This window comes from Boseongicola aestuarii, from assembly GCF_900184815.1.
GTDB lineage: Bacteria > Pseudomonadota > Alphaproteobacteria > Rhodobacterales > Rhodobacteraceae > Boseongicola > Boseongicola aestuarii.
The window spans coordinates 555,253-578,062 of record NZ_FXXQ01000001.1; the positions used below are offsets into that span (position 1 = coordinate 555,253).

Annotated in this window: 25 protein-coding genes and 1 tRNA gene; 12 read left to right on the forward strand and 14 right to left on the reverse strand. The window is 57.4% G+C overall.

The genetic code is table 11. The features are described 5' to 3' along the window. Window positions 1-308: 308 nt before the first annotated feature. From BOA8489_RS02715 to pdxH, 4 genes are all read right to left on the reverse strand, one after another. Window positions 309-385, reverse strand: a tRNA-Pro gene (locus BOA8489_RS02715). A gap of 51 nt (window positions 386-436) precedes the next feature. Next, on the reverse strand, window positions 437-913 hold the full coding sequence (locus tag BOA8489_RS02720; protein ID WP_370807032.1) for a DUF192 domain-containing protein: 477 nt from the start codon (window positions 911-913) through the stop codon (window positions 437-439). Next, complete coding sequence (locus BOA8489_RS02725) at window positions 910-1,443, reverse strand: cold-shock protein (protein WP_245813632.1); 534 nt, start codon at window positions 1,441-1,443, stop codon at window positions 910-912. The genes BOA8489_RS02720 and BOA8489_RS02725 overlap by 4 nt, the downstream gene beginning before the upstream one ends. A 114-nt stretch (window positions 1,444-1,557) precedes the next feature. Then, window positions 1,558-2,163 carry a pyridoxamine 5'-phosphate oxidase gene (pdxH, locus tag BOA8489_RS02730; protein ID WP_093972407.1) on the reverse strand — a complete coding sequence of 202 codons (606 nt, stop codon included), beginning with the start codon at window positions 2,161-2,163 and terminating at the stop codon, window positions 1,558-1,560. An 88-nt stretch (window positions 2,164-2,251) separates the two neighbouring features. Between pdxH and fabI the strand changes: the two genes are divergently transcribed. The 6 genes from fabI (at window position 2,252) to BOA8489_RS02760 (ending at window position 9,053) form a co-directional block, all read left to right on the forward strand. Beyond that, complete coding sequence (gene fabI / locus BOA8489_RS02735; protein WP_093972408.1) at window positions 2,252-3,067, forward strand: enoyl-ACP reductase FabI; 816 nt, start codon at window positions 2,252-2,254, stop codon at window positions 3,065-3,067. Continuing rightward, complete coding sequence (gpt, locus tag BOA8489_RS02740) at window positions 3,064-3,567, forward strand: xanthine phosphoribosyltransferase (RefSeq protein WP_093972409.1); 504 nt, start codon at window positions 3,064-3,066, stop codon at window positions 3,565-3,567. Before fabI ends, gpt begins: the two co-directional genes overlap by 4 nt. Next, window positions 3,567-4,739 (forward strand): aminotransferase, encoded by a 1,173-nt coding sequence (locus BOA8489_RS02745; RefSeq protein ID WP_093972410.1) that lies wholly within the window; start codon window positions 3,567-3,569, stop codon window positions 4,737-4,739. The genes gpt and BOA8489_RS02745 overlap by 1 nt, the downstream gene beginning before the upstream one ends. Window positions 4,740-4,808: 69 nt before the next feature. Beyond that, entirely contained in the window at window positions 4,809-6,650 is a 1,842-nt protein-coding gene (locus BOA8489_RS02750) for a peptidylprolyl isomerase (protein ID WP_093972411.1), read from the forward strand. Next, entirely contained in the window at window positions 6,650-8,161 is a 1,512-nt protein-coding gene (gene trpE, locus BOA8489_RS02755; RefSeq protein ID WP_093972412.1) for an anthranilate synthase component I, read from the forward strand. The genes BOA8489_RS02750 and trpE overlap by 1 nt, the downstream gene beginning before the upstream one ends. 139 nt (window positions 8,162-8,300) lie before the next feature. Continuing rightward, a complete protein-coding gene (locus tag BOA8489_RS02760) occupies window positions 8,301-9,053 on the forward strand; it encodes an NHL repeat-containing protein (RefSeq protein ID WP_245813633.1) in 753 nt (250 codons plus the stop codon). Window positions 9,054-9,066: 13 nt separating this feature from the next. On the opposite strand, the gene BOA8489_RS02765 is transcribed toward BOA8489_RS02760, so the two are convergent. The 4 genes from BOA8489_RS02765 to BOA8489_RS02780 form a co-directional block, all read right to left on the reverse strand. Continuing rightward, on the reverse strand, window positions 9,067-9,846 hold the full coding sequence (locus BOA8489_RS02765) for an IclR family transcriptional regulator (RefSeq protein ID WP_093972413.1): 780 nt from the start codon (window positions 9,844-9,846) through the stop codon (window positions 9,067-9,069). 10 nt (window positions 9,847-9,856) lie between these two features. After that, entirely contained in the window at window positions 9,857-11,215 is a 1,359-nt protein-coding gene (locus BOA8489_RS02770) for a TRAP transporter large permease (RefSeq protein ID WP_093972414.1), read from the reverse strand. A gap of 1 nt (window position 11,216) precedes the next feature. Next, entirely contained in the window at window positions 11,217-11,885 is a 669-nt protein-coding gene (locus tag BOA8489_RS02775; RefSeq protein WP_093972415.1) for a TRAP transporter small permease, read from the reverse strand. 125 nt (window positions 11,886-12,010) lie between these two features. Next, complete coding sequence (locus BOA8489_RS02780) at window positions 12,011-13,240, reverse strand: TRAP transporter substrate-binding protein (RefSeq protein WP_093972416.1); 1,230 nt, start codon at window positions 13,238-13,240, stop codon at window positions 12,011-12,013. Window positions 13,241-13,350: 110 nt separating this feature from the next. Here BOA8489_RS02780 and BOA8489_RS02785 point away from each other — a divergent pair, with 110 nt between their 5' ends. Further along, window positions 13,351-14,946, forward strand: coding sequence for a GMC family oxidoreductase (locus BOA8489_RS02785; protein WP_093972417.1), 1,596 nt, complete (start codon window positions 13,351-13,353; stop codon window positions 14,944-14,946). Between the two features lie 523 nt (window positions 14,947-15,469). Here the strand turns inward: BOA8489_RS02785 and BOA8489_RS02790 are convergent. From BOA8489_RS02790 to BOA8489_RS02800, 3 genes are all read right to left on the reverse strand, one after another. Beyond that, window positions 15,470-16,138 (reverse strand): class I SAM-dependent methyltransferase, encoded by a 669-nt coding sequence (locus BOA8489_RS02790; protein WP_093972418.1) that lies wholly within the window; start codon window positions 16,136-16,138, stop codon window positions 15,470-15,472. After that, the gene (locus BOA8489_RS02795) at window positions 16,122-16,898 is read right to left on the reverse strand and encodes a ParB N-terminal domain-containing protein (protein WP_141138219.1); all 777 of its coding nucleotides are present in this window, start codon (window positions 16,896-16,898) and stop codon (window positions 16,122-16,124) included. Before BOA8489_RS02795 ends, BOA8489_RS02790 begins: the two co-directional genes overlap by 17 nt. 73 nt (window positions 16,899-16,971) lie before the next feature. Continuing rightward, window positions 16,972-17,973 (reverse strand): polysaccharide pyruvyl transferase family protein, encoded by a 1,002-nt coding sequence (locus BOA8489_RS02800; RefSeq protein ID WP_093972420.1) that lies wholly within the window; start codon window positions 17,971-17,973, stop codon window positions 16,972-16,974. A gap of 26 nt (window positions 17,974-17,999) precedes the next feature. Here BOA8489_RS02800 and BOA8489_RS20110 point away from each other — a divergent pair, with 26 nt between their 5' ends. From BOA8489_RS20110 to BOA8489_RS02815, 3 genes are read left to right on the forward strand one after another with little or no spacing between them, the layout of a single operon-like run. Beyond that, window positions 18,000-18,617 carry a polysaccharide pyruvyl transferase family protein gene (locus BOA8489_RS20110; RefSeq protein WP_281256161.1) on the forward strand — a complete coding sequence of 206 codons (618 nt, stop codon included), beginning with the start codon at window positions 18,000-18,002 and terminating at the stop codon, window positions 18,615-18,617. Between the two features lie 57 nt (window positions 18,618-18,674). Further along, window positions 18,675-19,121: an SGNH hydrolase domain-containing protein gene (locus BOA8489_RS02810; protein ID WP_093972422.1), complete on the forward strand. Its 447-nt coding sequence runs from the start codon at window positions 18,675-18,677 to the stop codon at window positions 19,119-19,121. Between the two features lie 49 nt (window positions 19,122-19,170). After that, window positions 19,171-19,887, forward strand: coding sequence for a sulfotransferase family 2 domain-containing protein (locus tag BOA8489_RS02815; RefSeq protein WP_093972423.1), 717 nt, complete (start codon window positions 19,171-19,173; stop codon window positions 19,885-19,887). 93 nt (window positions 19,888-19,980) lie between these two features. On the opposite strand, the gene BOA8489_RS21025 is transcribed toward BOA8489_RS02815, so the two are convergent. Both BOA8489_RS21025 and BOA8489_RS02825 read right to left on the reverse strand, forming a co-directional pair. Next, window positions 19,981-20,319, reverse strand: a complete 339-nt coding sequence (locus tag BOA8489_RS21025) for an integrase core domain-containing protein (protein WP_093972424.1) — start codon at window positions 20,317-20,319, stop codon at window positions 19,981-19,983. A gap of 41 nt (window positions 20,320-20,360) precedes the next feature. Then, window positions 20,361-21,311, reverse strand: a complete 951-nt coding sequence (locus BOA8489_RS02825) for a LysR family transcriptional regulator (RefSeq protein WP_093972425.1) — start codon at window positions 21,309-21,311, stop codon at window positions 20,361-20,363. A 138-nt stretch (window positions 21,312-21,449) separates the two neighbouring features. Here BOA8489_RS02825 and BOA8489_RS02830 point away from each other — a divergent pair, with 138 nt between their 5' ends. Both BOA8489_RS02830 and BOA8489_RS02835 read left to right on the forward strand, forming a co-directional pair. Next, window positions 21,450-21,878, forward strand: coding sequence for an SRPBCC family protein (locus tag BOA8489_RS02830; RefSeq protein WP_141138221.1), 429 nt, complete (start codon window positions 21,450-21,452; stop codon window positions 21,876-21,878). A 133-nt stretch (window positions 21,879-22,011) separates the two neighbouring features. Further along, window positions 22,012-22,452 (forward strand): putative quinol monooxygenase, encoded by a 441-nt coding sequence (locus tag BOA8489_RS02835; RefSeq protein ID WP_093972427.1) that lies wholly within the window; start codon window positions 22,012-22,014, stop codon window positions 22,450-22,452. Window positions 22,453-22,621: 169 nt separating this feature from the next. On the opposite strand, the gene BOA8489_RS02840 is transcribed toward BOA8489_RS02835, so the two are convergent. After that, the gene (locus tag BOA8489_RS02840) at window positions 22,622-22,807 is read right to left on the reverse strand and encodes a hypothetical protein (protein WP_093972428.1); all 186 of its coding nucleotides are present in this window, start codon (window positions 22,805-22,807) and stop codon (window positions 22,622-22,624) included. Window positions 22,808-22,810: the final 3 nt, after the last annotated feature.

Consider the following 22,810-nt stretch of genomic DNA (forward strand, 5'->3'; position numbering starts at 1 on the left):
GAAACCGACGATTCTGACCTAGCCGATGCGCAAACGGACGCGCAAAGGTGGTGACCAAAGGGCAATCGCAAAAATCCTTTGTTTCGCAATCCGCTAGCGGGATGTGTTGAGGTTTTCGGGTGGGACTCGCAAGGGGCGACTCGGCGTAAACGCCAGCGATGCGCCTTTTTGCGTTGGCATTGATGTTAACGAAGGTTAACGCCAGCGTGGCCTTGTGGACGCGGTCAAGGGTACAAAATGTGCCACAGAAACAGGCACCACTAGATGTAGTGGGTGTTTTTCACGTTTTCGACTGTGAATGGTGGTGGTGGTCGGGGCGGAGAGATTCGAACTCCCGACCCTCTGTTCCCAAAACAGATGCGCTACCAGGCTGCGCTACGCCCCGACGGGTTGCTGATTAGCCGCGTTTTTTGGCGGGTGCAATCCTGCATTTCAGTTAATTTTCGTCTTTGCAGCCCCAAACGGCATTTTCACCGATGGACGGGTGTCTGAGGACGGTACCTTCGTCGATGCCATAAAGTGCGGCGAGGCCTGCATTGATCTCGAGCACATACTGGATGTTGTCGCCCCCCGGGATCGCGGTTTCATCAAGCGGGATGGCGTTTTCGTGGACGCGCTGCACTGTGCCAGTGTCATCGAGGAAGATCATGTCGAGTGGAATAAGCGTGTTGCGCATCCAGAAGGCGACGCGCTGGGGAAATTCGTAGACAAAAAGCATACCCGCGCTTCGGGCCATGTTTTCTCGGTTCATCAGACCTTGCGAGCGTTCGGCGGGATCGTCGGCGACTTCGACCATGAAACGCGCCTGCCCCCAGTCGCCCTTGAGATCGACATGCGTTTCGGAACAGGCGGAAAAAGCCGCGGTGGCGGTGGCGATCGTGGTCAGAAAGGAAAAGAGAGCGGTGCGGGTCACTCGTCGGGCTTTAACGCGGCTTCCCAGCTGGTGACCTGCATGGCCATTCGGCCGCGTTTGCCATCGACCACGCGCAGCGATACGGCCTCTCCCGGTTGCAGATCGGCAAGGCCGGAACGGCGCAGCACTTCTACATGGAGGAACACGTCCTCGTCGCGGGCGAACACATTGGCAAAGCCGAAGCCCTTGGCCTTGTCGAACCACTTCACGCGGGCCGGCTCCAAAGGCAGCGACAGATCGACGGCCTCCGCGATTTCGCTGTCGATTTCGTCTTCGTCGAATTCTTCACCGGCAGGCGGCGAGATGGACAGGACTTCGACGGCCTGCACGCCACGCGCGGTCTCCTGTACAATGACCACGATCCCGGCGGCGTCGGCCACCGAGGATTGTCCAAAATTTCTGAGCACATTGGCATGGAGAAGAATGTCGGGACCGCCTTCGTTGGCCACGACGAATCCGAACCCCTTGGATGGGTCAAACCATTTAACGGTGCCCGAGACACGTGTCCCGTCTTCTTCAGCGTCCGACATTTTCAGCATCATCCCTCGAGCCTCTGGCCCCTTTTAATAGGAGTTTGGGCCATGGTGTCGCACCATTGCAAGGGTCAATATTAGTTTTTGTTAATGTTCTTCCCGGAAACCACATCACGGTGCAAGGCGTGTTGCTTGCCAGGCACGATTGTCTTCGTTTTGGGTGAATCGGAAGCGGTCATGCAGCCGGAAAGCGCCATCCGCCCAAAGTTCGATCTCGACCGGTTTGATGCGAAAACCGCCCCAATGTGGCGGGCGTTTCGGGCTTAACCCATGCTTTGCGCCCTGTTTTGCAACCTCGGCCATGAGGGTGGCGCGGGATTTCAGGGGACGCGATTGCTGTGAGGCCCAGGCGCCGATGCGGCTCTCAAGGGCGCGGGAGTTGTAATAGGCATCGGCCTTTTCGCCTTCTTCGCGGGTGACGTGTCCGCGCACGCGCACCTGACGGCGCAGGGTTTTCCAGTGCATCACGAAGGCGGCTTTGGGGGTGGCGGCAAGCTCCTGCCCCTTGGCGCTGTCGTAATTGGTGTAAAACACGAAGGCGTCGTCTTCGATGTCCTTCAACAGCACCATGCGCACGTTGGGCAGACCGTCAGGGTCGACCGTCGACAAGGCGATGGCGTTGGCGTCGTTTGGCTCGGTGTCCCATGCTTCGGATTGCCAGCGTCGAATGATCTCGAACGGGCTGTCGCCTTCGAAAATGCCGGTTCTTTCGCTCATGTTGCGGGCTCCTGTTGACGCGGGTCTTGATGCGAGGGTGTTCATGGCATAGACCCGTCGCAGCGTAAACGGGCTGAGGGACAAGGCCATGGCTGCAGGGTTAATGACGGGTAAACGCGGCCTCATCATGGGGTTGGCAAACGATAAATCTATTGCATGGGGGATTGCAAAGGCGCTGGCCGATCAGGGCGCCGAGCTTGCATTTTCCTATCAGGGAGACGCGCTGAAGAAGCGGGTCGATCCTTTGGCGGCGTCTTTGGGCTCGGACGTTGTTCTGCCTTGCGATGTGGGCGACGGAAACAGCATCGACGAGTTGTTCGATGCCTTGAAAGAGCGTTGGGGCAAATTGGACTTTGTCGTTCATGCCATTGGTTTTTCAGATAAAAATGAACTTCGGGGTCGCTATGTCGACACCAGCCGCGACAACTTCAAGCAGACGATGGATATCTCGGTCTTTTCCTTTACGGCCGTATGCCGGCGGGCTTGTACGATGATGCCGGACGGGGGATCGCTTTTGACGATGACCTATTACGGCGCCGAGAAGGTCATGCCGCACTACAATGTGATGGGTGTGGCCAAGGCGGCTTTGGAGGCGAGTGTGCGGTATATCGCCGAGGATCTGGGCAAGGATAACATCCGTTGCAACGCGATTTCCGCGGGAACGATCAAGACGCTGGCCGCGTCGGGGATTGGCGATTTCCGCTATATCCTGAGGTGGAATGAGTTGAATTCGCCTCTACGCCGGAACGTTTCGATCGAAGACGTCGGCGGTTCGGCGCTGTATTTGCTCAGTGATCTGGGGCGTGGCGTGACTGGAGAGGTGCATCACGTGGATTCAGGGTATCATGTCGTTGGCATGAAGAACCCCGAGGCCCCCGATATGACGCTGGAGCGCAAGGAATGAGCGATCAACTGCCACACGAAAAGGGGTTTCATGTCTCATGGGACCAGATTCATCGCGATAGCCGCGCCTTGGCGTGGCGGCTGGATGGCCGCGGCCCTGACGACGGCACATGGCGCGCGATTGTGGCCATCACGCGCGGTGGAATGGCCCCTGCGATGATTGTGGCGCGTGAACTGGATGTGCGCACGGTCGATACGATTTCGGTCAAATCCTATGACCATCAGGCGCAGTCGTCGGCGCAGGTGCTGAAGGCGCCGGACGCCGAAATGATGGGCGACGGGACGGGTATTCTGGTGGTGGACGATCTGGTGGACAGCGGCAAGACGCTGGAACTGGTGCGGTCCTTGTATCCGAATGCGCATTTCGCGACCGTTTACGCAAAGCCCAAGGGCGAACCGATGGTGGATACGTTTATCACTGGCGTCTCGCAGGACACTTGGATTTTCTTCCCGTGGGACATGGCGCTGCAATACGTTGAGCCTTATCGCGGCAAGGATTGATGCGCATTCAACCGGCGATGGCGGGCACGGAAGCGCCTCCGGTGATGGAGGCGCGTCGGTGGATTGCCGGCGTTGAGTTCCCGGTTGATCGGCCATTGCTGAATGTCAGTCAGGCGGCGCCGGTCGATGTGCCGCCATTGGCGATGCGCGAGGCGATTGCGCGGTTTGCGATTGAAGTGCCTCAGGCGCATTTATACGGGCCGGTTCTGGGGATACCGGAATTGCGCGCGACTGTCGCCTCGGAGTGGTCCGAGGCTTATGGCGGCGCAGTTGATGCAGGTGACGTCGCGATCACGTCGGGGTGCAACCAGGCATTTGCGGCAGCGGTGGCGACACTGGCAGGGCCGGAGGATGAAGTTCTTCTTCCAACGCCTTGGTATTTCAATCATAAAATGTGGCTGGACATGTCGGGGATACGGGCGGTTCCAACGCCCTGCGGCGCGGGAATGTTGCCTGATCTGGAGGCGGCGACCGCTCTGATCACAGACCGGACGCGGGCGATAGTGCTGGTGACGCCGAACAATCCGACGGGGGCGGAATACCCCGTCGGACTGGTACGGGCGTTTTTCGAGGTATGCCGTGCGCGGGGGATCGCTTTGATCCTGGACGAGACCTATCGCGATTTCCATTCGGTTGAGGGCGCGCCACATGATCTGTTCACCGATCCTGACTGGCGCGAGACGCTGATCCAGCTTTACTCGTTTTCGAAGGCCTATCGGTTGACGGGACATCGGGTGGGCGCGTTGGTGGCGACCCCTGCCCGGTTGGCCGAGGTTGAGAAGTTTCTGGATACGGTATCGATCTGCGCCAATCAGTTGGGGCAGATGGCCGCCCTTTGGGGGATGCGTAACCTGCGGCAATGGCTGGGTGGAGAACGCGCCGAAATACTGGCAAGGCGCGCGGCGGTCGAAACGCATATCGCGCCTCTGCCCGGATGGGAAATTCTCGGGGTCGGGGCGTATTTCGCCTATATGCGGCATCCTTACAATATGGCCTCGGACGTGCTGACCAAGCGTCTGGTTTCGGAGGCCTCGGTGCTGGCCTTGCCGGGGACGATGTTCACGCCCGCAGGCGACACTTTGGGACAGCAAAGCTTGCGGATCGCATTTGCCAATATAGACGCGAGCGGCATCCACGAACTGGCGCGGCGCCTGGGATCGCTTACTCTTTGAGGTCTGGGTCTTGCACGGGCTTTGGCGCTCGCGTAGGAAGTCGCGACCGTTGCAGAAGGACCCGCAAAAATGGCTAAGAAAAAGGCGTCAAACGTCTTCGTCTGGATCATCATGGTGCTGCTTATCGCGGGCCTTGCAGGGTTTGGTGCGACCAACTTCGGCGGGTCAGTCCGCAACGTGGCAACCGTGGGCGACACCGAGGTCAGCGCCGAGACATTCGCGCGCACCTTGCAGGCCCAGATGCGCAGTTACCAGCAGGTGACGGGCCAGGCCCTGACGGTCGCGCAGGCGCGCGAATTCGGGTTCGATCGCGCGGCTTTGAGCCAGGTGGTGCGCGACGCGGCACTGGAAAACGCAACCGCCGAGGCCGGGATTTCGGTCGGCGACGAGAACGTCGGGCGCGAAGTGGCGCAAAGCCCCGCGTTTCAGGGGCTTTCGGGTGATTTCGACCGTCAGACCTACGAATTGGCGCTGCGCCAGAGCGGTGTGACGGTGCGCGAGTACGAGACGGAAATCCGCGACGGGATCGCAAGCGGGCTGTTGCGCGCTGCGGTGCAGTCGGGTGTGCGCACGCCGGATGTTTTCACCAACACGCTGTTCAACTATGCGCGCGAGGCGCGTGACATCACTTGGGCGCGGCTGAACCGCGACGATCTGGATGCGCCTCTGGCCGAACCTTCGGACGCCGAATTGCGGAGCTTTCACAGTGAAAACCCCGAGCCATTCACCCAGGACGAAACGCGCGTGATCGACTATGCTTGGCTGACGCCGGACATGATCGTTGACGATATCGAGGTCGACGATGACCAGTTGCGCGCACTGTACGAGGGCCGGCTCAGTTCTTATGTGCGCCCTGAGCGGCGTATCGTCGAGCGTCTGGTGTTCACCTCGGAGGCCGAAGCGATGGCGGCAAAGGCGCGGATTGATGGGGGCGAGGTCAGTTTTGACGATTTGGTGGCAGAGCGCGGACTGACGCTGGACGACGTGGATCTTGGCGATATGCAGGAAGACGAGCTTGGCGCTGCGGGCGCGGCCCTTTTTGCGCTGGAAGAGCCAGGCGTTGCCGGGCCTTTACCCTCGTCGCTTGGCCCTGCCCTTTACCGGATGAACGCAATCCTGAGCGCACAGGAAACGACATTCGAAGACGCCCGCGAGGAGTTGGCCGAAGAAGCTGCCGCGGATCGTGCGCGGCGCATCATTCTGGAAGGTCAGGCGCAGGTCGAGGATTTGATCGCGGGCGGAGCGACCACCGAACAACTGGCCGAGCGCACGGACATGCAGGCGGGCACCATCGAGTGGCGCGAGGACGTAACGGACGGGATCGCCGCTTATGATGCGTTCCGTCTGGCGGCGGCAACTGCCGAGGTTGGTGCCTTTGCCGAGGTCGGCGAATTGGACGACGGCGGGCTTTTCGTGCTGTCTTTGGCAAAGGTTCTGCCGCCCGTATTGCTGCCGTTCGAAAGCGTGCGCGGCGAGGTGATCGAAGCATGGGAGGCGGCTCAGACCGAGGCGGCCCTGAGCGCGCAGGCCGAGGAGTATGCCGACCGTTTGCGCGGGGGCGCCGAAATGGCCGGGTTGGGCCTTCGGCTGGAGACGGATCGCGGCCTCGAGCGCAACGGTTTCGTCCAGGGCACGCCGCCGGATTTCACCGATCAGGTGTTTGACATGGCGCCCGGCGAAGTGCGCGTTCTGGCCGAGGCGGGTGAGGTTTGGCTGGTGCGGCTGGACGATATTGTGGCGCCTGATCCAAACTCGCCCGAGGCGCAGCTGGTGATCGATCAGTTCGGTCAGGAGACCGCGCGCGAGCTGTCCGACAGCCTGCTTGGTGCGTTCACGCAAGCCGTGCTGAACGAGACGGAGGTGTCGATCAACCAGACCGCGATCAACGCCGTGACGGCCAGCGCACCCTGATGAGCCTGTTGCCTTCCTATGACGCTTTTGCCCGCGGGTACGACGCGGGCGAGAACCAGTTGGTCTACACCCGGCTGGCGGCAGACCTGGACACTCCGGTGTCGCTGATGCTGAAGTTGACCGGGGCCAAGGCGGATGCGTTTGTGCTTGAGTCGGTCACGGGCGGCGAAGTGCGCGGGCGCTATTCGATCATCGGCATGAAGCCGGATTTGATCTGGGAATGTCAGGGAACGACGGCCCGGATCAACCGGAACGCGCGGTTTGACCGGGACGATTTCACGGATGAGACGCTTGATCCATTGGCATCTTTGCGCAGTCTGATCGCAGAAAGCCGGATTGATCTTCCTGCAGGCTTGCCAGGCGCGTCGGCGGGGCTTTTTGGGTATCTTGGTTATGACATGATCCGTCTGGTCGAGCGTCTGCCCAACATCAACCCCGATGTTCTGGGTGTGCCGGATGCCATCTTGTTGCGCCCGTCCGTCGTGGCCGTGCTGGACGGTGTGAAGGGCGAGGTGATCGTCTGCGCGCCCGCCTGGGTGTCGTCGGGACAGAGCGCGCGGGCGGCCTATGCGCAGGCGGCCGAGCGTGTGATGGATGCGGTGCGCGATATGGAGCGCGCGGTGCCAAGTGGCGACCGGGATCTGGGCGAAGAATTCGTCGCGCCCGAGCCAGTGTCGAACTTTGCCAAGGCCGATTATCTGGCCGCCGTCGAGAAGGCGCGCGAATACATCAAGGCGGGCGACATTTTTCAGGTGGTCCCGTCGCAGCGCTGGTCGCAACCGTTTCCTCTGGCGCCCTTCTCGCTTTACCGGTCCTTGCGCCGCACGAACCCGTCGCCGTTCATGTTCCATTTCGATTTCGGTGGTTTTCAGGTCATCGGGGCGTCGCCGGAAATACTGGTGCGGGTGTTTGACGGTGAAGTCACGGTGCGCCCGATTGCGGGCACGCGGCCACGGGGCGCGACGCCAGAGGAAGACCGCGCTTTTGAGGCGGATCTGATGAGCGACGAAAAGGAATTGGCCGAACATCTGATGCTTCTGGATCTGGGACGCAACGATGTAGGACGGGTTGCCAAGATCGGCACCGTGCACCCCACCGAGGAATTCATCGTCGAGCATTACAGCCATGTGATGCACATCGTGTCGAACGTCGTCGGTGAATTGCGCGCGGATCAGGACGCCTTGTCGGCCTTGTTGGCGGGTTTGCCTGCCGGGACGGTCTCGGGCGCGCCCAAGGTACGGGCGATGGAGATCATCGACGAGTTGGAGCCCGAAAAGCGCGGCGTTTACGGCGGCGGTGTCGGGTATTTCTCGGCCGGGGGCGACATGGACATGTGTATCGCCTTGCGCACGGCTGTCCTGAAGGACGAAACGCTTTACGTGCAGGCGGGTGGCGGTGTCGTCTGGGACAGCGACCCCGAGGCCGAATACGAAGAAACCGTCAACAAGAGCCGGGCCATCCGCAAGGCGGCAGAAGATGCGGGACGCTTTGAGCGCGGGCGCAACCGGTAGTTTTTTTTGGCGATTGCAAGAAATCGCGTTGGATATTTTAGCCAAAAAGGAGGGTTAGAGCCGCGCCGCGTGTCGGGTGCAGTTGACCAATGGCCGTCGTGTCGCATCTTTTGTGTGTATGAAACGCTGCGCGAGATTTGTGGTATTGGCTTTGGTGGGCATGTCCGGCCCAGCCTTTGCTTTGGATTTGCAGTTGACCGGACAGTACAGTCTCAATCGACCTGCCAGTCTGGAATATGATCCGGCATTTTGCGGGCTTTGGATTGCCAACGAGGGACCCGAGGCAATCCTGGTGACGCTGGACGGGCTGGAGTTGCGTCGCATCACTTCGGATTTGTTTCGCATCAAGGCGATCGCTTTGGAAGGCAACGATCTGATCGTGGCAGATGGCGGCGGCAGGTTTCAGCGGCTCTCCAAGAACGGCGAGGCACTGGCCGCGCCGTTTCGTATTGAGGGGGAATGGGCGGATACCGAGGGCATGGTGGTGGACGACGCGGGCGTGATCATCACGGTCGAAGATGATCCCGAGTTTCTAACGTGGATGGCGCCGGATGGCGAGATTTTGCGGCGGATCAATACGATGACTTTGGACCCGCCTTTGAGCGAAGCACAGGGCATTGCGCGGGATCCGCGCACAGGGCATTTGCTGATTGTCGATGATTACGAGGGATCGAACAGTCTTTATGAGTTCGACGCGGACGGCACGTTGCTGAATACGGCGTCGTTGTTGCCCTATGGGATCGATCCCGAGGGGATCGCGATCCGGCCGGGGTCGAACGAGTTGTTCATCGCCTTCGATCAGGGCGCTTCGATCGCGAGTTTCACCTATACGCCCACCCTGCCCGACGGTGCCGAGCCTTTGCGCCCCGGCGCGGATTGCATGATGTTCTGATGCGGTGCGCGCGTCAACTTCGCGCGATGATTTCCAGTTTACGCGCGGCGGTCCGGATGATTGGCAGGGTTTCCAGCAATTCACTGATGCCTAGGCGCTGCACAGGCGCGTGGATCGCGATGGCCGTGAGAAAGCGGTTTTCACTGTCGCGGATCGGAGCGGCGACCGCGGCCATGCCGTCCATGAATTCTTCGTTGTCGGTGGAATAGCCGCGCGCGCGGATGTCCGAGAGTTCCTTCATCAGGTCCGAGGGCGTGGTCAGCGTGCGGTCCGTGAAGCGGGCCAGTTCCAGCCCGTCCAGAAGGCGTTCGAGCTTGTCGCTTCTGAGCGAGGACAGGTAGAGTTTGCCGCTTGCGGTGCAGTGGAACGGCACAGTGGTGCCGACGGGCAGTTGGATGCGCAGCGGCCATTTGGTTTCGACGCGATCAAGATAGATCATGCCGAAGCGTTCGGGGGCCGCAAGATTACAGGTCTCGCCGATGTCCTCGGCCAGTCTGCGCATTATCAGCAGGCGTTCGGTGCGCACCCGTTGCGAGGACATGGTGTTGGCGGCCAGCACACGCAGGCGCTGTCCCGGCCCGTAAGAGCGTCCGTCGACATCCCGCTGCAAATAGCCTTCGGCTTCGGCCGTGGTTAGCAGGCGATGGATCGTGGCCTTTGGCAGGTCGAGTGTTTCGGAAAGGGCGGCCGGGGACACCGGCTCGCCCTTTTTCACGACCGCCTCGATCAGGAGGAGAAGCCGGAGATTTGTCGGGATCTGTGTTTTGTCAGCGATCACATCATCTACCGGCATACGCTCCTCTTTACCTGCTCGGCAACAGCATCAGCGCAAGATCCGGTGTCAGAGCAACGAGGAACCAGACGCCAACTAGCGCGATGAGGTAAGGCACGGTGTACTTCAGCAGTCTGAAGTACGGCACGCCCGTTACACCCGAGGCCACGTAGAGGTTGAGGCCATAGGGTGGTGTGATGAAGCCGATGGAGGCACCGACGAGGAAGATCACCGAGAAGTGCACCGGATCGACGCCGACGCTGGCGGCGATGGGTGCGAGGATTGGGGCCAGGATGATCGTGACAGGCAGCGATTCTAGCACCATGCCAGAGAAGAACACGATGACCATCGAGGTGAACAGCACCGCGTAATAGCCGCCCATGCCGGTCACGAAGGCACCGATGACTTCCTGTGCGCCAAGGAGTGACAGGATTTGCTGCATCACGACCGAGATCGCGATGAGTGGCGCGAGGATGCCGGTAATTTCGGCCGAACGCATGGTGATCGAAGGGATTTGCCATGGCGTGAAGCCTTCGACGACCAGCATTTCGGCGTAGGATTTTTCTTCCCAGGTTTTGTCCGAGCGCATTCTGAGCACGCTGCTGAGGATCCACGAGGCAACGCCCGCGATGATGCAGAAGCCCACTGTGACGCCTGCGGCTTCGGTGGGGGAGAACTTGCCAGTGTATATGCCCCAGAGCACAAGTCCGATGGCGAAGAAGCCAAGCCATGCGCCGAACCCGGTTTTCAGGATGCGGTTCAGTTGCAGCGGGATGAGGTAGCCCCAGCCGTTAATGCGGCAGACGATCCAGCAGGCCAGTTGCATACCGATGACCATGAGCGCGCCGGGCAGGATGCCGGCGACGAAGAGGTCCGAGATCGGCAGGTTCATCAGGAAGCCGTAGACAATGAAGATGATCGACGGTGGGATGATGATGCCGACCGTGCCGCCGGCGGCTGCTGTGGCCGCCGAGAAGCGTTCGTCGTAGCCGCCTTTTACCATCTCAGGGTGCAGCATCGAGCCGATGGTGGCCGTCGTGGCCGAGTTCGAGCCGGAGATTGCGGCAAAGAGGCCGCAGGCACCCAAGCTGGCCATGGCGAGGCCGCCTCGGAGCCAGCCAAGGCAGGCGTAGGCGAAATCCGATAATCGTCGCGCGATGCCTGATTTGTTGATCAGGTCCCCCGTCAGGATGAAGAGCGGCATCGCAAGGAGAGCGAAGCCCTTGTTGAAAACGTTGAGGAGTTCGGCGCCCATGTTGTCGAGCGTGAGGCCCAAGACGAAGGAGCAGCCAATGACCCAATAGGCGATCACAAGCAGCACCGGCACCCCGAGCATGAAGAGAAACGTGACCGCGAGCGAGATGAGGGTGATCCAGGTTCCGTCGGTCATGTCAGGTATCCCCTCCGATGACGGCCTGTGTGATCAGGGGTTCGTCATTCTTGTAGTTCTTCACGTCGTCCTGAATGTTCTCGACCGCGCGGGCGGCCATGAGCGTTCCGGCAACCGGCGCGGCGAGGATGAACCACCACTGCATGGTGTTGTCGGTGCCCAGCACGATCTGGAAGTTCGACGCCGAGAGCGCGACGACGCGCATGGTGGTGACGAAGAAGATCAGCGCGAAACCGTACCACAGGAAAAAGTCGAGCCACAGGCAGGCCATCTGTCCGATACGTGGCATCCGGGTTCTGAATTCCGAGAAACTGAGGTGCGTTCGGACGCGGACGTTATAGGCCGCGCCGAACCATGCCATGACCATAAAGAGGAATGGCGGAATTGTTGTGGACCAGGGTTGCTGGTTCGAAAAGACGAAGCGGTCAACGACGCCCCAGAAGATGATCAGCGCAATCGCCAGATAGCAGGTGATCATCACTGTGCGTTCGAAGTAGCGTTCGAAAAGGGGAACGTGGTGGTAGATCCAGGCCATGATCCAGCCGGTGATCAACAGATAAATCGCGGCGATGATATACATCGAATTCGGCCGAAGCGCGTTTCGAATGTCAAAAGAATCCTGACCTGCCAGCGCGCTGAACAGCGTCATTGCATCGGACCAAACGGACATTGGCCATCCCTCCCCGTTTCGTGTCAGCCGGGTTTTGTCCTTGTCGGACGGCCCGGTCTTTGTGCCTGACAAAAATGCCAGTCCCAAACGAATCCGGGACTGGCGTTGATCCTAGAGGAAGGCGTTTAGCCTTTCCACCACCGGCGAGGCTCGACGTTCTCGGCCAGAGTGTGTGGGTTGTTGCGGACTTCGTTGTAGATGTCCTGATAGGTGTCGATGCCACCAGCCCAACCGTTGATCCGCTCGCGCCACTGCTCCCAGAGTTGTGGCTGGAATTCCGGCGAGCACATCTCTTCGGCTTTGCGCACTTCGCTGTCGGCCAGAGCCGCAACGCGGACGTTGTTTTCTGCGAAGATCGTGCCTGGACGTGGTGGATTGGTGTGACCCACGGTGTTCACAAGTGCGGCTTCGTTCGCGGCCTGTACGTGAACCTGTGTGAGGTAGGACGATTCCATCACCGCATCCTGCAACGTGCCGCCAAGGCTGTCGAAAGTCGATGCCGTCATGGCGGTGTGCTCGGTACCGCAGAAGAAGCGCAGGTCGACAACCTGGCTGACCACAGGCGACATGTTGGCGTAAGCCACAGCCGATGCCCATGTTTCCGCACCGTCGATCAGGCCCTGCTTCAGACCGTCGAGGGTTTCTTCCCATGCAACCGGAACCGGGTTGAGGTTCAGGGCTTCCATGGCGATTCGGCCAAGCTGGGTGCCCGTGACGCGGTTCTTGGTGCCCATAATGTCTTCGATCGATGTGACCGTCGGCTTATCGGCAAAGTTCTGGCCCATCATGATGCCGCGCAATTCGGCATGGGTGAAGAGGAACTTCAGGCCGTGACGCGCCTCGAAGGGATCACGCAGGATGCGCTGCGATTCCGGGCTGTACATGAAGTAATACTGGTCCGCGCGACTGCGGAACATGTACGCATAGTCCAGAACGTTCAGATATGGTGCACCACCGGCCGAGTTCTGAGTGGAGGCCGCGTAGATGTCGATGATGCCCTGCTGGGCCTTCTCGACGCAGGACAACTGACCGCAAATCTGGTTATTGCCGATGAATTCTATGCGGATTTCGCCGTCAGTGCGCTCTTCAAGGTCGCGGGCGAATTCGAGGCATCCTGCACGCTCGATAAGAAGGTTCTGCGGGTTGAAGCCGGCAGCACCGAACTTGAGTGTGTATTTCGCTTCTTTCGAGAAACGCTTGTTGTAGGTCGATTCAGCGGCCTTGGCGAGGTTCGCTGCAGTCATAGCACCACCGAACGTTCCCGCCGCCAGAAGCGTCGAGCTCATTCCGTAAGTGCCCGCGATCTTGAAGAAGTCCCGGCGTGAGACTCCCTTCACACGATCAAAAATTCCCATGGTATTCCTCCCGTTTGGACAATTATTGAGACGTTTCTTTTCAAAAAAGTCTAGAATGGTAATTTAGTTCTGTATAGTGTTTTTTTCAAAACGAATGGGGAGGATCGGCCGTGGAAGCGGATTATGTCGTCATCGGGGCCGGTTCGGCCGGCTGTGTGGTCGCAAATCGCCTGAGCGCGGACCCGTCCGTGAAGGTGGTCTTGCTGGAAGCCGGACCTGTGGACAGAAACCCGTGGATTCACATTCCGGTCGGTTATTTCAAGACGATGCACAACCCGACGGTCGACTGGTGTTATCGCACCGAGCCGGATCCGGGGCTGAACGGGCGGTCGATCGACTGGCCGCGCGGCAAGGTGTTGGGCGGGTCTTCATCCCTGAACGGGCTACTTTATGTGCGCGGACAGGCGCAGGATTACGACCGCTGGCGTCAGATGGGCAATACCGGCTGGGGCTGGGATGATGTCCTGCCGTTGTTCAAGCGCGCAGAAGCGAACGAGCGCGGCGCGGATGAATTTCACGGCGACGACGGCCCCCTCGCCGTGTCGAACATGCGCATTCAGCGCCCGATCTGCGATGCATGGGTCGCGGCGGCGCAGACCGCCGGTTATCCGTTCAATCCCGATTACAACGGCAGCACGCAGGAAGGCGTCGGGTATTTCCAGCTGACCACCAAGAACGGGCGGCGCTGTTCAGCCGCGGTCGCTTATCTGAAGCCGGTCCGGCATCGCGAGAACCTGAAGATCGTGACCAATGCCTTGGTGTCAAAGGTCAATATCGAGAACAAACGCGCCGTCAGCGTCACTTACCGGGACTCCGGCGGCAGCGAGAAAGTCGTCGCCGCGCGCCGCGAGATCGTCTTGTCGGGCGGGGCGATCAACTCGCCGCAGATCCTGATGTTGTCGGGGATCGGGGACGCCGAACAGTTGAAGGCGAACGGGGTCGAGGTGGTGCATGATCTGCCGGGTGTGGGCAAGAACCTGCAGGACCACTTGCAGGCTCGGCTGGTGTTCAAGTGCAACGAGGCGACGCTGAACGACGAGGTGCGGTCCCTGTTCAATCAGGCGCGGATCGCGCTGAAATATGCGATGTTCCGTTCAGGCCCGATGACGATGGCGGCATCTTTGGCGACGGGGTTTCTCAAGACGCGCGACGATGTGGTGACGCCGGATATTCAGTTCCATGTGCAGCCCTGGTCAGCCGACAGCCCCGGTGCGGGCGTGCATCCGTTCTCGGCATTTACCATGTCGGTCTGCCAACTTCGGCCCGAAAGCCGCGGCGAAATCAGGCTCGACGGCCCCTCGCCCAAGTCATACCCGAAAATCCATCCGAACTATCTGTCGACCGAGACCGATTGCCGGACCATCGTGGAGGGTGTGAATATCGCGCGGCGCATTGCGCGGGAAGCGCCCCTGAATTCGAAAATCGCCGAAGCTTTCCGCCCAGATGATACGCTTGCGGTGGACGACTACGAAGGCACGCTGGACTGGGCGCGCAACAACTCGGTGTCGATTTACCACCCGGCCGGCACCTGCAAGATGGGGTCCGGCACGGAGGCAGTGGTTGACGCTGAGTTGAAAGTGCACGGCATCGAAGGGCTGCGCGTGGCGGATTGTTCGATCATGCCGGAGATCGTGTCGGGTAATACCAACGCGCCAGCGATCATGATTGGCGAAAAGGTGTCGGACTTGATGGGCGCACGGGTTTGAGGCGCGGATCAGAGCTGAGTATTTGATGCAAGGCGCATAAATGACCCAAGGACAACTGTTTCAGCCTCTGTGACGCTTGCACTAGGGCTGCGCTTTGCGCGCGTAACTGAAATCGTTCTTGATCGCCGCAGGAGCGTGATCAGTGAATTTGACAAGAGCGTCGATTGGTATAACGGACCTAGGAGTCGCTGCACGCAGGTATTAGTTGCTCCGCTACGGCAGAAACGGAGCAACCAACCGATCATTTTGGACCTTCGCGGATGTTCGAGCCTGTCAATCTCAAACGTTTCCTCGACTGAGCCAAAAGCCCAGAAGACTTTTCGAAACTAAAAGCTCAGTTCAGGACCAACCCTTAGGAAAAAAAGAAGTAGCTCATTTGGACGTCGGATAAGGCCTCGGCGGATTGACAATCGATTGAGTGCGCCTCAAACGTCAGCGCTTTTTCCAACAGGATCGCCTCGCCTAAGTGTCGTAGCTCTTTCTGGCACAAATGGTTTGATTGACGTGTGTCCAATATCAACGCTCAATCCCGAATGCAGTGGTAAAGATAGTTCACTCTCGCGTTTCGCTTCATAGTCTGTACCTGGTCAGCGATGCGCCAGCCATGGGAATTTAAGACATTCAAGAACCCGCCTTCATCATGAACATACTGAGCTGGCCGATTTGGATGTCGAAAATTGATCAGCTTCAGCGATATCCAATACCAAAATCGCGCCAATGGGCCGGATTTCTTTGGTACAACACTAGCGCCGACAATCATTTCCTTGGCTTGAAAGGCGCTTAGCAGATCAAGGACTTTCTCGACTTCCGAGGCCGAAATCCAATTCAAGAAGCGGACACATACGATCAGGTTGGGCTGGTCAGGGAAATCGGTCGGCGATAGATCGAAAATACTTTTCTCTTTGAGCGAAAACCGTTCTTGTTTGGCCTCCGGAAGTGCCGCGATCTTGGCTTCGGCTTCCTCCAACATGCCTGCGGAGAGGTCTACCCCGATAACATTTAGGTCGTGCTCGGCATACTGCGTTATCCAGCGGCCGGTTCCAAATGGGCAATCGAGAACGCTGGTTGCCTTTGACTTGGAAAGCATCGACTCGAACGCTGCAATCTCGGCCTTCCATCTGGATGACTTTGAACGGCGACTGTCGTAGTCACGCGCACGGTCTCCCGAATATGCTTCAAGTAGTTTGTCCATGCCTGTCTCTCAATTGCGGTTTCGGTCGGGTGTAAGCACTAAACACGTCTTTTGCCAGTGATCCATCAATACTGCCATTTCGAACCAACGGCCAAAAATCGGTCTGGCTAGTGTCGATCACCCTTGGAAATCCTCGGCGAAATGCTACGGGAACTGTGCGGTATCCTAGGCTTGCCAATGCAGCGGCTCGGTGTTTTCCACCCCGCACAAAGAAGCACAAGTCGGCCCCATCCCGCATGACATACCCTTCAATGTCGCCGTGATTGTCAGGGGTAAATCCATTGGACTTGATGCTCTCACACACGCTTCGAAGCCTCGACATTTCCAAGGCGATCTTTTCTTCTGTCGCAGGGCCATAAAAAGAAACCCCATGCTCACGACCCAGTTTTTTTTCACCCGGTGGCGGAATGCGTGATTCTCTTAGGTACCACGGGATCTCCCAAGGAGGCAGGTCTTCGCCCACGCGACCAACGCATTCTAATGCGTAAAATTCCGCAATTGAACGGGGTTGGAAGCCCTCATAGAAGTCAAAGAGTGTCTCGGCACCCTCGTTCAAAGCCTTAACAAATGGATGGTCGGAATCGAATGCAAACCCACCCTGCATCCGCAGCAGATCAATTGGCACATCCATTCTCAGCGAGGCAGACTCAATCCAATGACTGAACTCAAGCAGGTGACATGGTTCGGTCACAGTTACTTGAACGCGCGGACGAAGCCACTTTCTTCCACCACCAACGATGTTTCGAAGTATCCTACTCATGTCTTTTTCTGGCATTCCCGAATTGGTAAGTCCATGAGCGATTGCTCTATAACCACGCACCGAGCTTCTGTGATTAATTCGTCAGGTCAGCAATCCGGTCGAACATGATCTCGCCATCAGCCCTCCAGAGTTGGAGACTTGCATCTATTGCTGCGAGCTCTCTCTCTGTAAAAGACCAATCCTTACCAAGCAGATTGGCGTTCAGTGCGTCCTCGGATTGAATGCGATCGGGATTGAGCCCGATGTCTGCCAGAAGCGCCTCGATCTTCCAGCTATTTGACTTGATCGCCACAAACGGGGTGCCTGCTAGGATGGCCATACACACCGCATGAAAGCGACCAGTAACCAATAATTCGCGCTGACACAGTTCATTCAGGTAGTCGATGTCATTCTTCAGGAGTCGCGTGCCTGGATGCTTGGCTAAGAAGCGCTTTTCTATATAGCGAACATAGGCTTTTCGCAGCGTTCTTTTCAATCCGCGAGTATGAACGCTGACATGTTTTAGTTGCGGTGTGACCGGCACATAAGAGGAACCCGTAGATGTGGCGAAATTTGCAAGTCGTTTCTCCACGTCGCGGTTCACAGAGCAACTGACGGTTACGCCTTTGCGGTTTTGACTGGGAATGTTCAGCGATTGAAACATGGATAAATCGCCAAGCCAGGCGACATCTATTCCTGACTGGTTCGAAAGCTCTGAAGCCGACCGGCTGTCGCGACAATAGATCAGATCAAACCGAGAGGCGAGGCCGGCCCATTCCTTCGGGTTCTGCTGCCATAAGGCGTTGATGAGCGCAACCTTTCCGCCATTTTTTCTTACACGCTCCCCGGCCTCCAATAGCCAAAGCCCCTTCCTCTTCCCGTGATGCAAGGTACCTTCCCCGTTGATGACCAGAACTTGCGCAGCGTCGATCTTGGCCTTTTCGTGGGCGTTGTTCTTCCAATCTGTTCCAACCAGTAAGCTAGGCAGAGAGCCATACCCCCTTTGTCCCAGAGCTTCTCGAATGGATCGCATGACTCGCATACATCCAAAGTGGCTGCTTTCCTCGTCCGTATCGTTCATCAATAGGATGCCCATCCGGGATTCTCCCACGGCGCCATTATTTGGAGTCCACTTTTAGTAGACCGAAAGGATTCCACCGTCGACCCCACTCAGGCCAATCATGCACCAACAATCAAACCGGACCTGTCATATCAGGCCAGGCAGCGGGTCACGGACACCTCAACTACGAGCGTTGCGCAAAGACCCTTCAGCACAAGACCGAAGTCGTGTCATCACTCCAATGCCCGGATGTCGATCAAATGCCCGATGTTCTGGCTGGTTCAGAATTGGTCATCGGCGGGCGCTACCATACATCAATTTCTGCCTTGTCGCTGAATGTACCTGTTATTCTCACCGACTCAAACAGTCACAAGTCCAAAGGGCTGGTGAACCGGTTTGATGGCAACATTCGCCTGGTCGATCATGCCAATAAGGACGAGGTGTCGGCTGCGGCAGCGGCCATCATGAGTGATCCCGCAGATCTAAGAGCGCGTATTCAGGAATGCATGGCCCGCCTCGCACGTATTTCGGATTCTGAGGCAGACAATCTCAACGGTTTTCTGGACAATGTTGTTGCCACAGAAGGTTGCGCAGTTATCTTTCCAGGATTGATCCGTCCTATTGGACTATCGGAGGAGATTGTGCGCCTTACTTTCAGAAGTCAGATGATCTGCGTCTGAAGGAGATTTGGGATACGCCAAATTGCAGGAACTTCGCAGTGGTACCGTAGTCCTGAGATGCTAGAGACAATCGGCGCAGCCGACGTTATCGTGCTTGTATCAAATTGGAAGGCCGCTGCCGCACCATTTGTGGTCGAAACAATAATGAGAATTAAGGAACTCAGTTCGGCGTCGGTCGTTCTTGTTGGCCCAAAACAGTTTGGGGTCGTTGACATCAGGGTTCTGCTTCAGATGTCGATTTACGAGCGAGTAGCTAATCGCCATATGACCGACATCGAAATCTTACTGCTAAACAAGCGACTGAAAACGATCGAACAGACAATCTATTTAGATATAATTGGAGCGCTTTGTGACAACGATGGCAACTGTCCTCAGGTCACCGAAGGCGGAAGATTGATTTCGCAGGATGGCGGACATTTGACTCCGGCTGGTGCCTTGCTTCTTGGCGATCGGTTGGAGCAGAAAATGGACCTCTCTAAGATTTTTGGATTAGCCACAAACTAGATCCGTGGCCTAGAAGCTGGAAGCCAGGCCAGCGAACGGGGATGAGAAAATGGAAAAGGCGCTTCGCCGCAATCCGCTCAAGATGGCAATCCACAAGGCGTCCAAGCGCCTCTATGCCATTACAGGCACGATACCGCGAAAGCATCTTACCCCTCACAGGGTAGATGGACGGCAAGTCGTCGTGATCCATAACCCCAAAGCTGCGGGAAGCTCTCTGAAAATTATGCTGAGCGCGGACACAAGCATTGGCACAACGCATACCGGACCGAGCCAAGCGTATTCTCGGCGCATGTGGCATTCCACGTTTAGTGTGGTCGCTGTCAGGCACCCGTTCGACAGGTTCGTCTCCAGGTATGTCTTCATGATCCTCAAACAACGGGGAGGCGTCCTGAAACGGGAATGGGGTGACAGGATTCAAGGAATGGACCTTTTCACATTTCTTGAATTTATTGGTCAATATCCTGGGAAACTCGGACCCCAGAAGATCTGGACCCACTTTCCAAGCGTCAGCAAGCCAGTAGCCGACCTTATTTTGAAGGTAGAGGAAAGCGATAATTGGGAAGCTCAAATTCGCGCAGCAGGGATCAATCCGCACCCTGTGGAAGAACGGAAGAACGTGACGCGCGCGGCTGATCAGAGTTTTGGACAAGTACTTAGTCTGACTGATGCCGAACTTGCCCACCTGGAAGAGGAAGTTTTCGCCGTTTATCAGGCCGACTACGAAGCCTACGGTTACGACCGCCTCCCGTCCGGATGGCGCGCGTGACGCAGCGGGCGCGCCTGGGAAAGTAGAGCCCTAAATAAAAGGGCTGACGGCCAATGACTTTGTCTGTTTCGCCCTCTGTTTCTGGGCCACTGATCAGGGGGGCTCAAAAAGGGTTTCCGGCACTGGTGGGCGCATATTGAGCGCCTGATGCGGACGGGTGTGGTTGTACTGCCTTAGCGAGTGATCGACGACGACCTGAATCTGCTTCGTTGATTTGACCCACTCCGCATTGAGAACTTCCCGGCGGAGGGTCCTATTGAACCGCTCGTTGTATCCCTGAGCGGTCGCTTGACCGCCCGAATGACCACAGCGATTACGCTGTGGAAAATGCTTCAGTTTGACTCGGCTTGTACTTGATGCGTGCGGCCTTGCTTGGGCTATTTGATCTAGATGTGTTGAGCTGCTCTGGTGATGGAGCGTTTCACGACACAAGGCGGGAGTTAGCTACTGCCCAAGACCGTACCCGGACGTTCTTATCTGCGGACAATTACTTCCTCCGCAGCGCGGCGCAGAGTCGAGCGCAGCCAAAGTGATGCCGGGTCAGCATCGAAGCGGGCGTGCCATGCGATCTGTTCGAAGTAGGAAGGAAGCGCCAGTGGTGGCTCAAAGATACGCAAATTGGCAGTTTGCGCGAAATAGCGAGCGAGCTGTCTGGGGCAAGTCAGCAGAAGGTCACTCTTGGCGATCAATAGCGGGGCGGACATGAAGTATCGCGTCCTCATGGCAACGCGGCGGCTAAGGCCGTGGCGGGCGAGCTCTTCATCAATCCAGCTTGGACTGCGGTCTTCGGTGATTGTAATCAAGAGATGCGGAAGGGCTGCGTAGGTTTCAAGGTCAAGACTCTCACCCACTGCGGGGTGGTCGTTGCGGACCACGCAAACGAATTCTTCCTCATAGAGGTTGGTACCGCGTATTTCGGGAAGACTTTGCGCCTGACTTCCAGTGAGAACAGCCGCAAGTAGCAGATCGATATCGCCATCGGCCAGGCGCGCAAGTTCATCAAAACGCAGGGCGCCGGCCCGAGCAATAGGGCGGATTTCCAGATCAAGCTTTGGGGCTTCACGTTCGAGGATTTTGAGGACCGGCGGCAGAATAAGGGTGCTCAGAAAATCAGGCGCTGCGATGACAAACCCGCGTTCTGAGCGGCTTGGATCAAATTCTCCGACTGTCGAGACAGCGCGTTCGAGCTCTAGCAAGGCGCGATGAAGCGGAGCCATGAGTTGCTCGCCAAATGGCGTGCGGATCATTTTGCCGCCGGTTCGGGTCAATAGCTCGTCACCAAAAAGATCGCGCAGCATACGGAGCGAATGACTCATGGCGGAAGCCGTCACGTATTGCTTTTCTGCGGCGACTTGAACGCTTTGGTGCGTAAGCAATAAGTCCAAAGCAACCAGAAGGTTCGTATTTATGCTGGAAAGGTTCATAGATGAATTTTTCTCAGGTTACCTTGAATTATTGTCGTTTGCGTGGTCGTCGCGAGTCAATTAACTTTGCAGCTGTTACCTGAGAAAGGCAAAGCAAATATCTGATTTTGAACAACTAAAAATCCAATAACGCATGACTTGAAGCTAAAGAAGAAAGCACTTGAAATGGCATACATTAAAATTTCTCATGAATACAAGGCAACTGCTGATCACATTTGGTCGCTTATCGGCGAGCCGGGGAAACTTGCGGATTGGCATCCAGCCATCGCGAGTTCTCCAATCAGTCACAACAGCCGTGTTTGCACACTGGCAGATGGTGGCGTGGTGAAAGAAGAGATCACTGCACACGATCCACTGGCCCGCAGCTATAGCTACCGTATCATCGAAAGCCCCTTGCCAATGAGCGATTACATTTCGACCATCCGAGTGGAGCCGATAAACAGTGGTGGCGCGGAAGTCGTCTGGGAAGCGCAGTTTGAGCCGGTTGGTATCGAACTTTCGCAACTCGAAGGTCTTTTGGCAGGGCTTTACAACGCCGGTCTTGAAGCGCTCGAGGCCACAACCTGAGCTGGCCAAAAACCGACGTTCAGTCGGATAGATCACACGTCTTGATCTCAGTGCAAGTTGGTGAGGATTTGGAACCCACACCTTTTGCGCATAAGCTCTCCTCCTACAATCAATTTTTAGAAGGGACTAACTGATGCTCTTTAAGTCAATTATCGCAGCGGCTGTTTCCGCGACTATGCTTTTGTCTGCCACAACCCCAACATTAGCGGAGACCAATACTGACGCGACCGATGATGTGTCATGGACAATCACGCTCGAACTTGGCGAAGGTCAAGATGAAGCCTTCCAAGCTCTTATGGCCGAAATGGTCGAGGCGACAAAAGAGGAAGCGGGAGCGAAGGGCTATGAGTGGTATCGCTCTGGGAGCACGGTCCACATTAACGAACGCTACGAGACAAATGCTGATGCGGGCATTCATCTGGGTAACTTTGGAGAGAACTTTGCAGAGCGGTTTCTTGCAATCCTGACCCCTACCGGGCTGCAGGTTTATGGTCCCGCTGAAGGAGGCGTCCGGGAAGGTTTGGCAGGCTTTGGTGCCACTTTCTATGACCAAGTGGGTGGCTTCGAAAGATAGGTCATACCAAAAAATCGACGATGCAGGGCTCTGGCGGGGCCCTGCTGACGTTCCCGGGGTCGTGAAAGAACGACTGCTTCGCATAAAATCCGGAACGATGTAGAAGCGGCGCGACCCATTTCTCTGGCAGAGGCTACGCTAGAAATTGCGCGGTCTATGTATCTAGCCGTCACCTCTTTTCCGGAGGATCCGTCAAGACGTTTATCAGCGTCGCTCCAATGATCCAGATCGCAAACATTGCAAAAGTCGCGATGGCATTCGAATAAAGTCCACCGAGATAGCCACCCAAGCCCACCACAAAGCCAATTGCTCCATTTAAGCCCTGCAGTTCCCTTCGCCGCTTTCTGAATTCCATCTT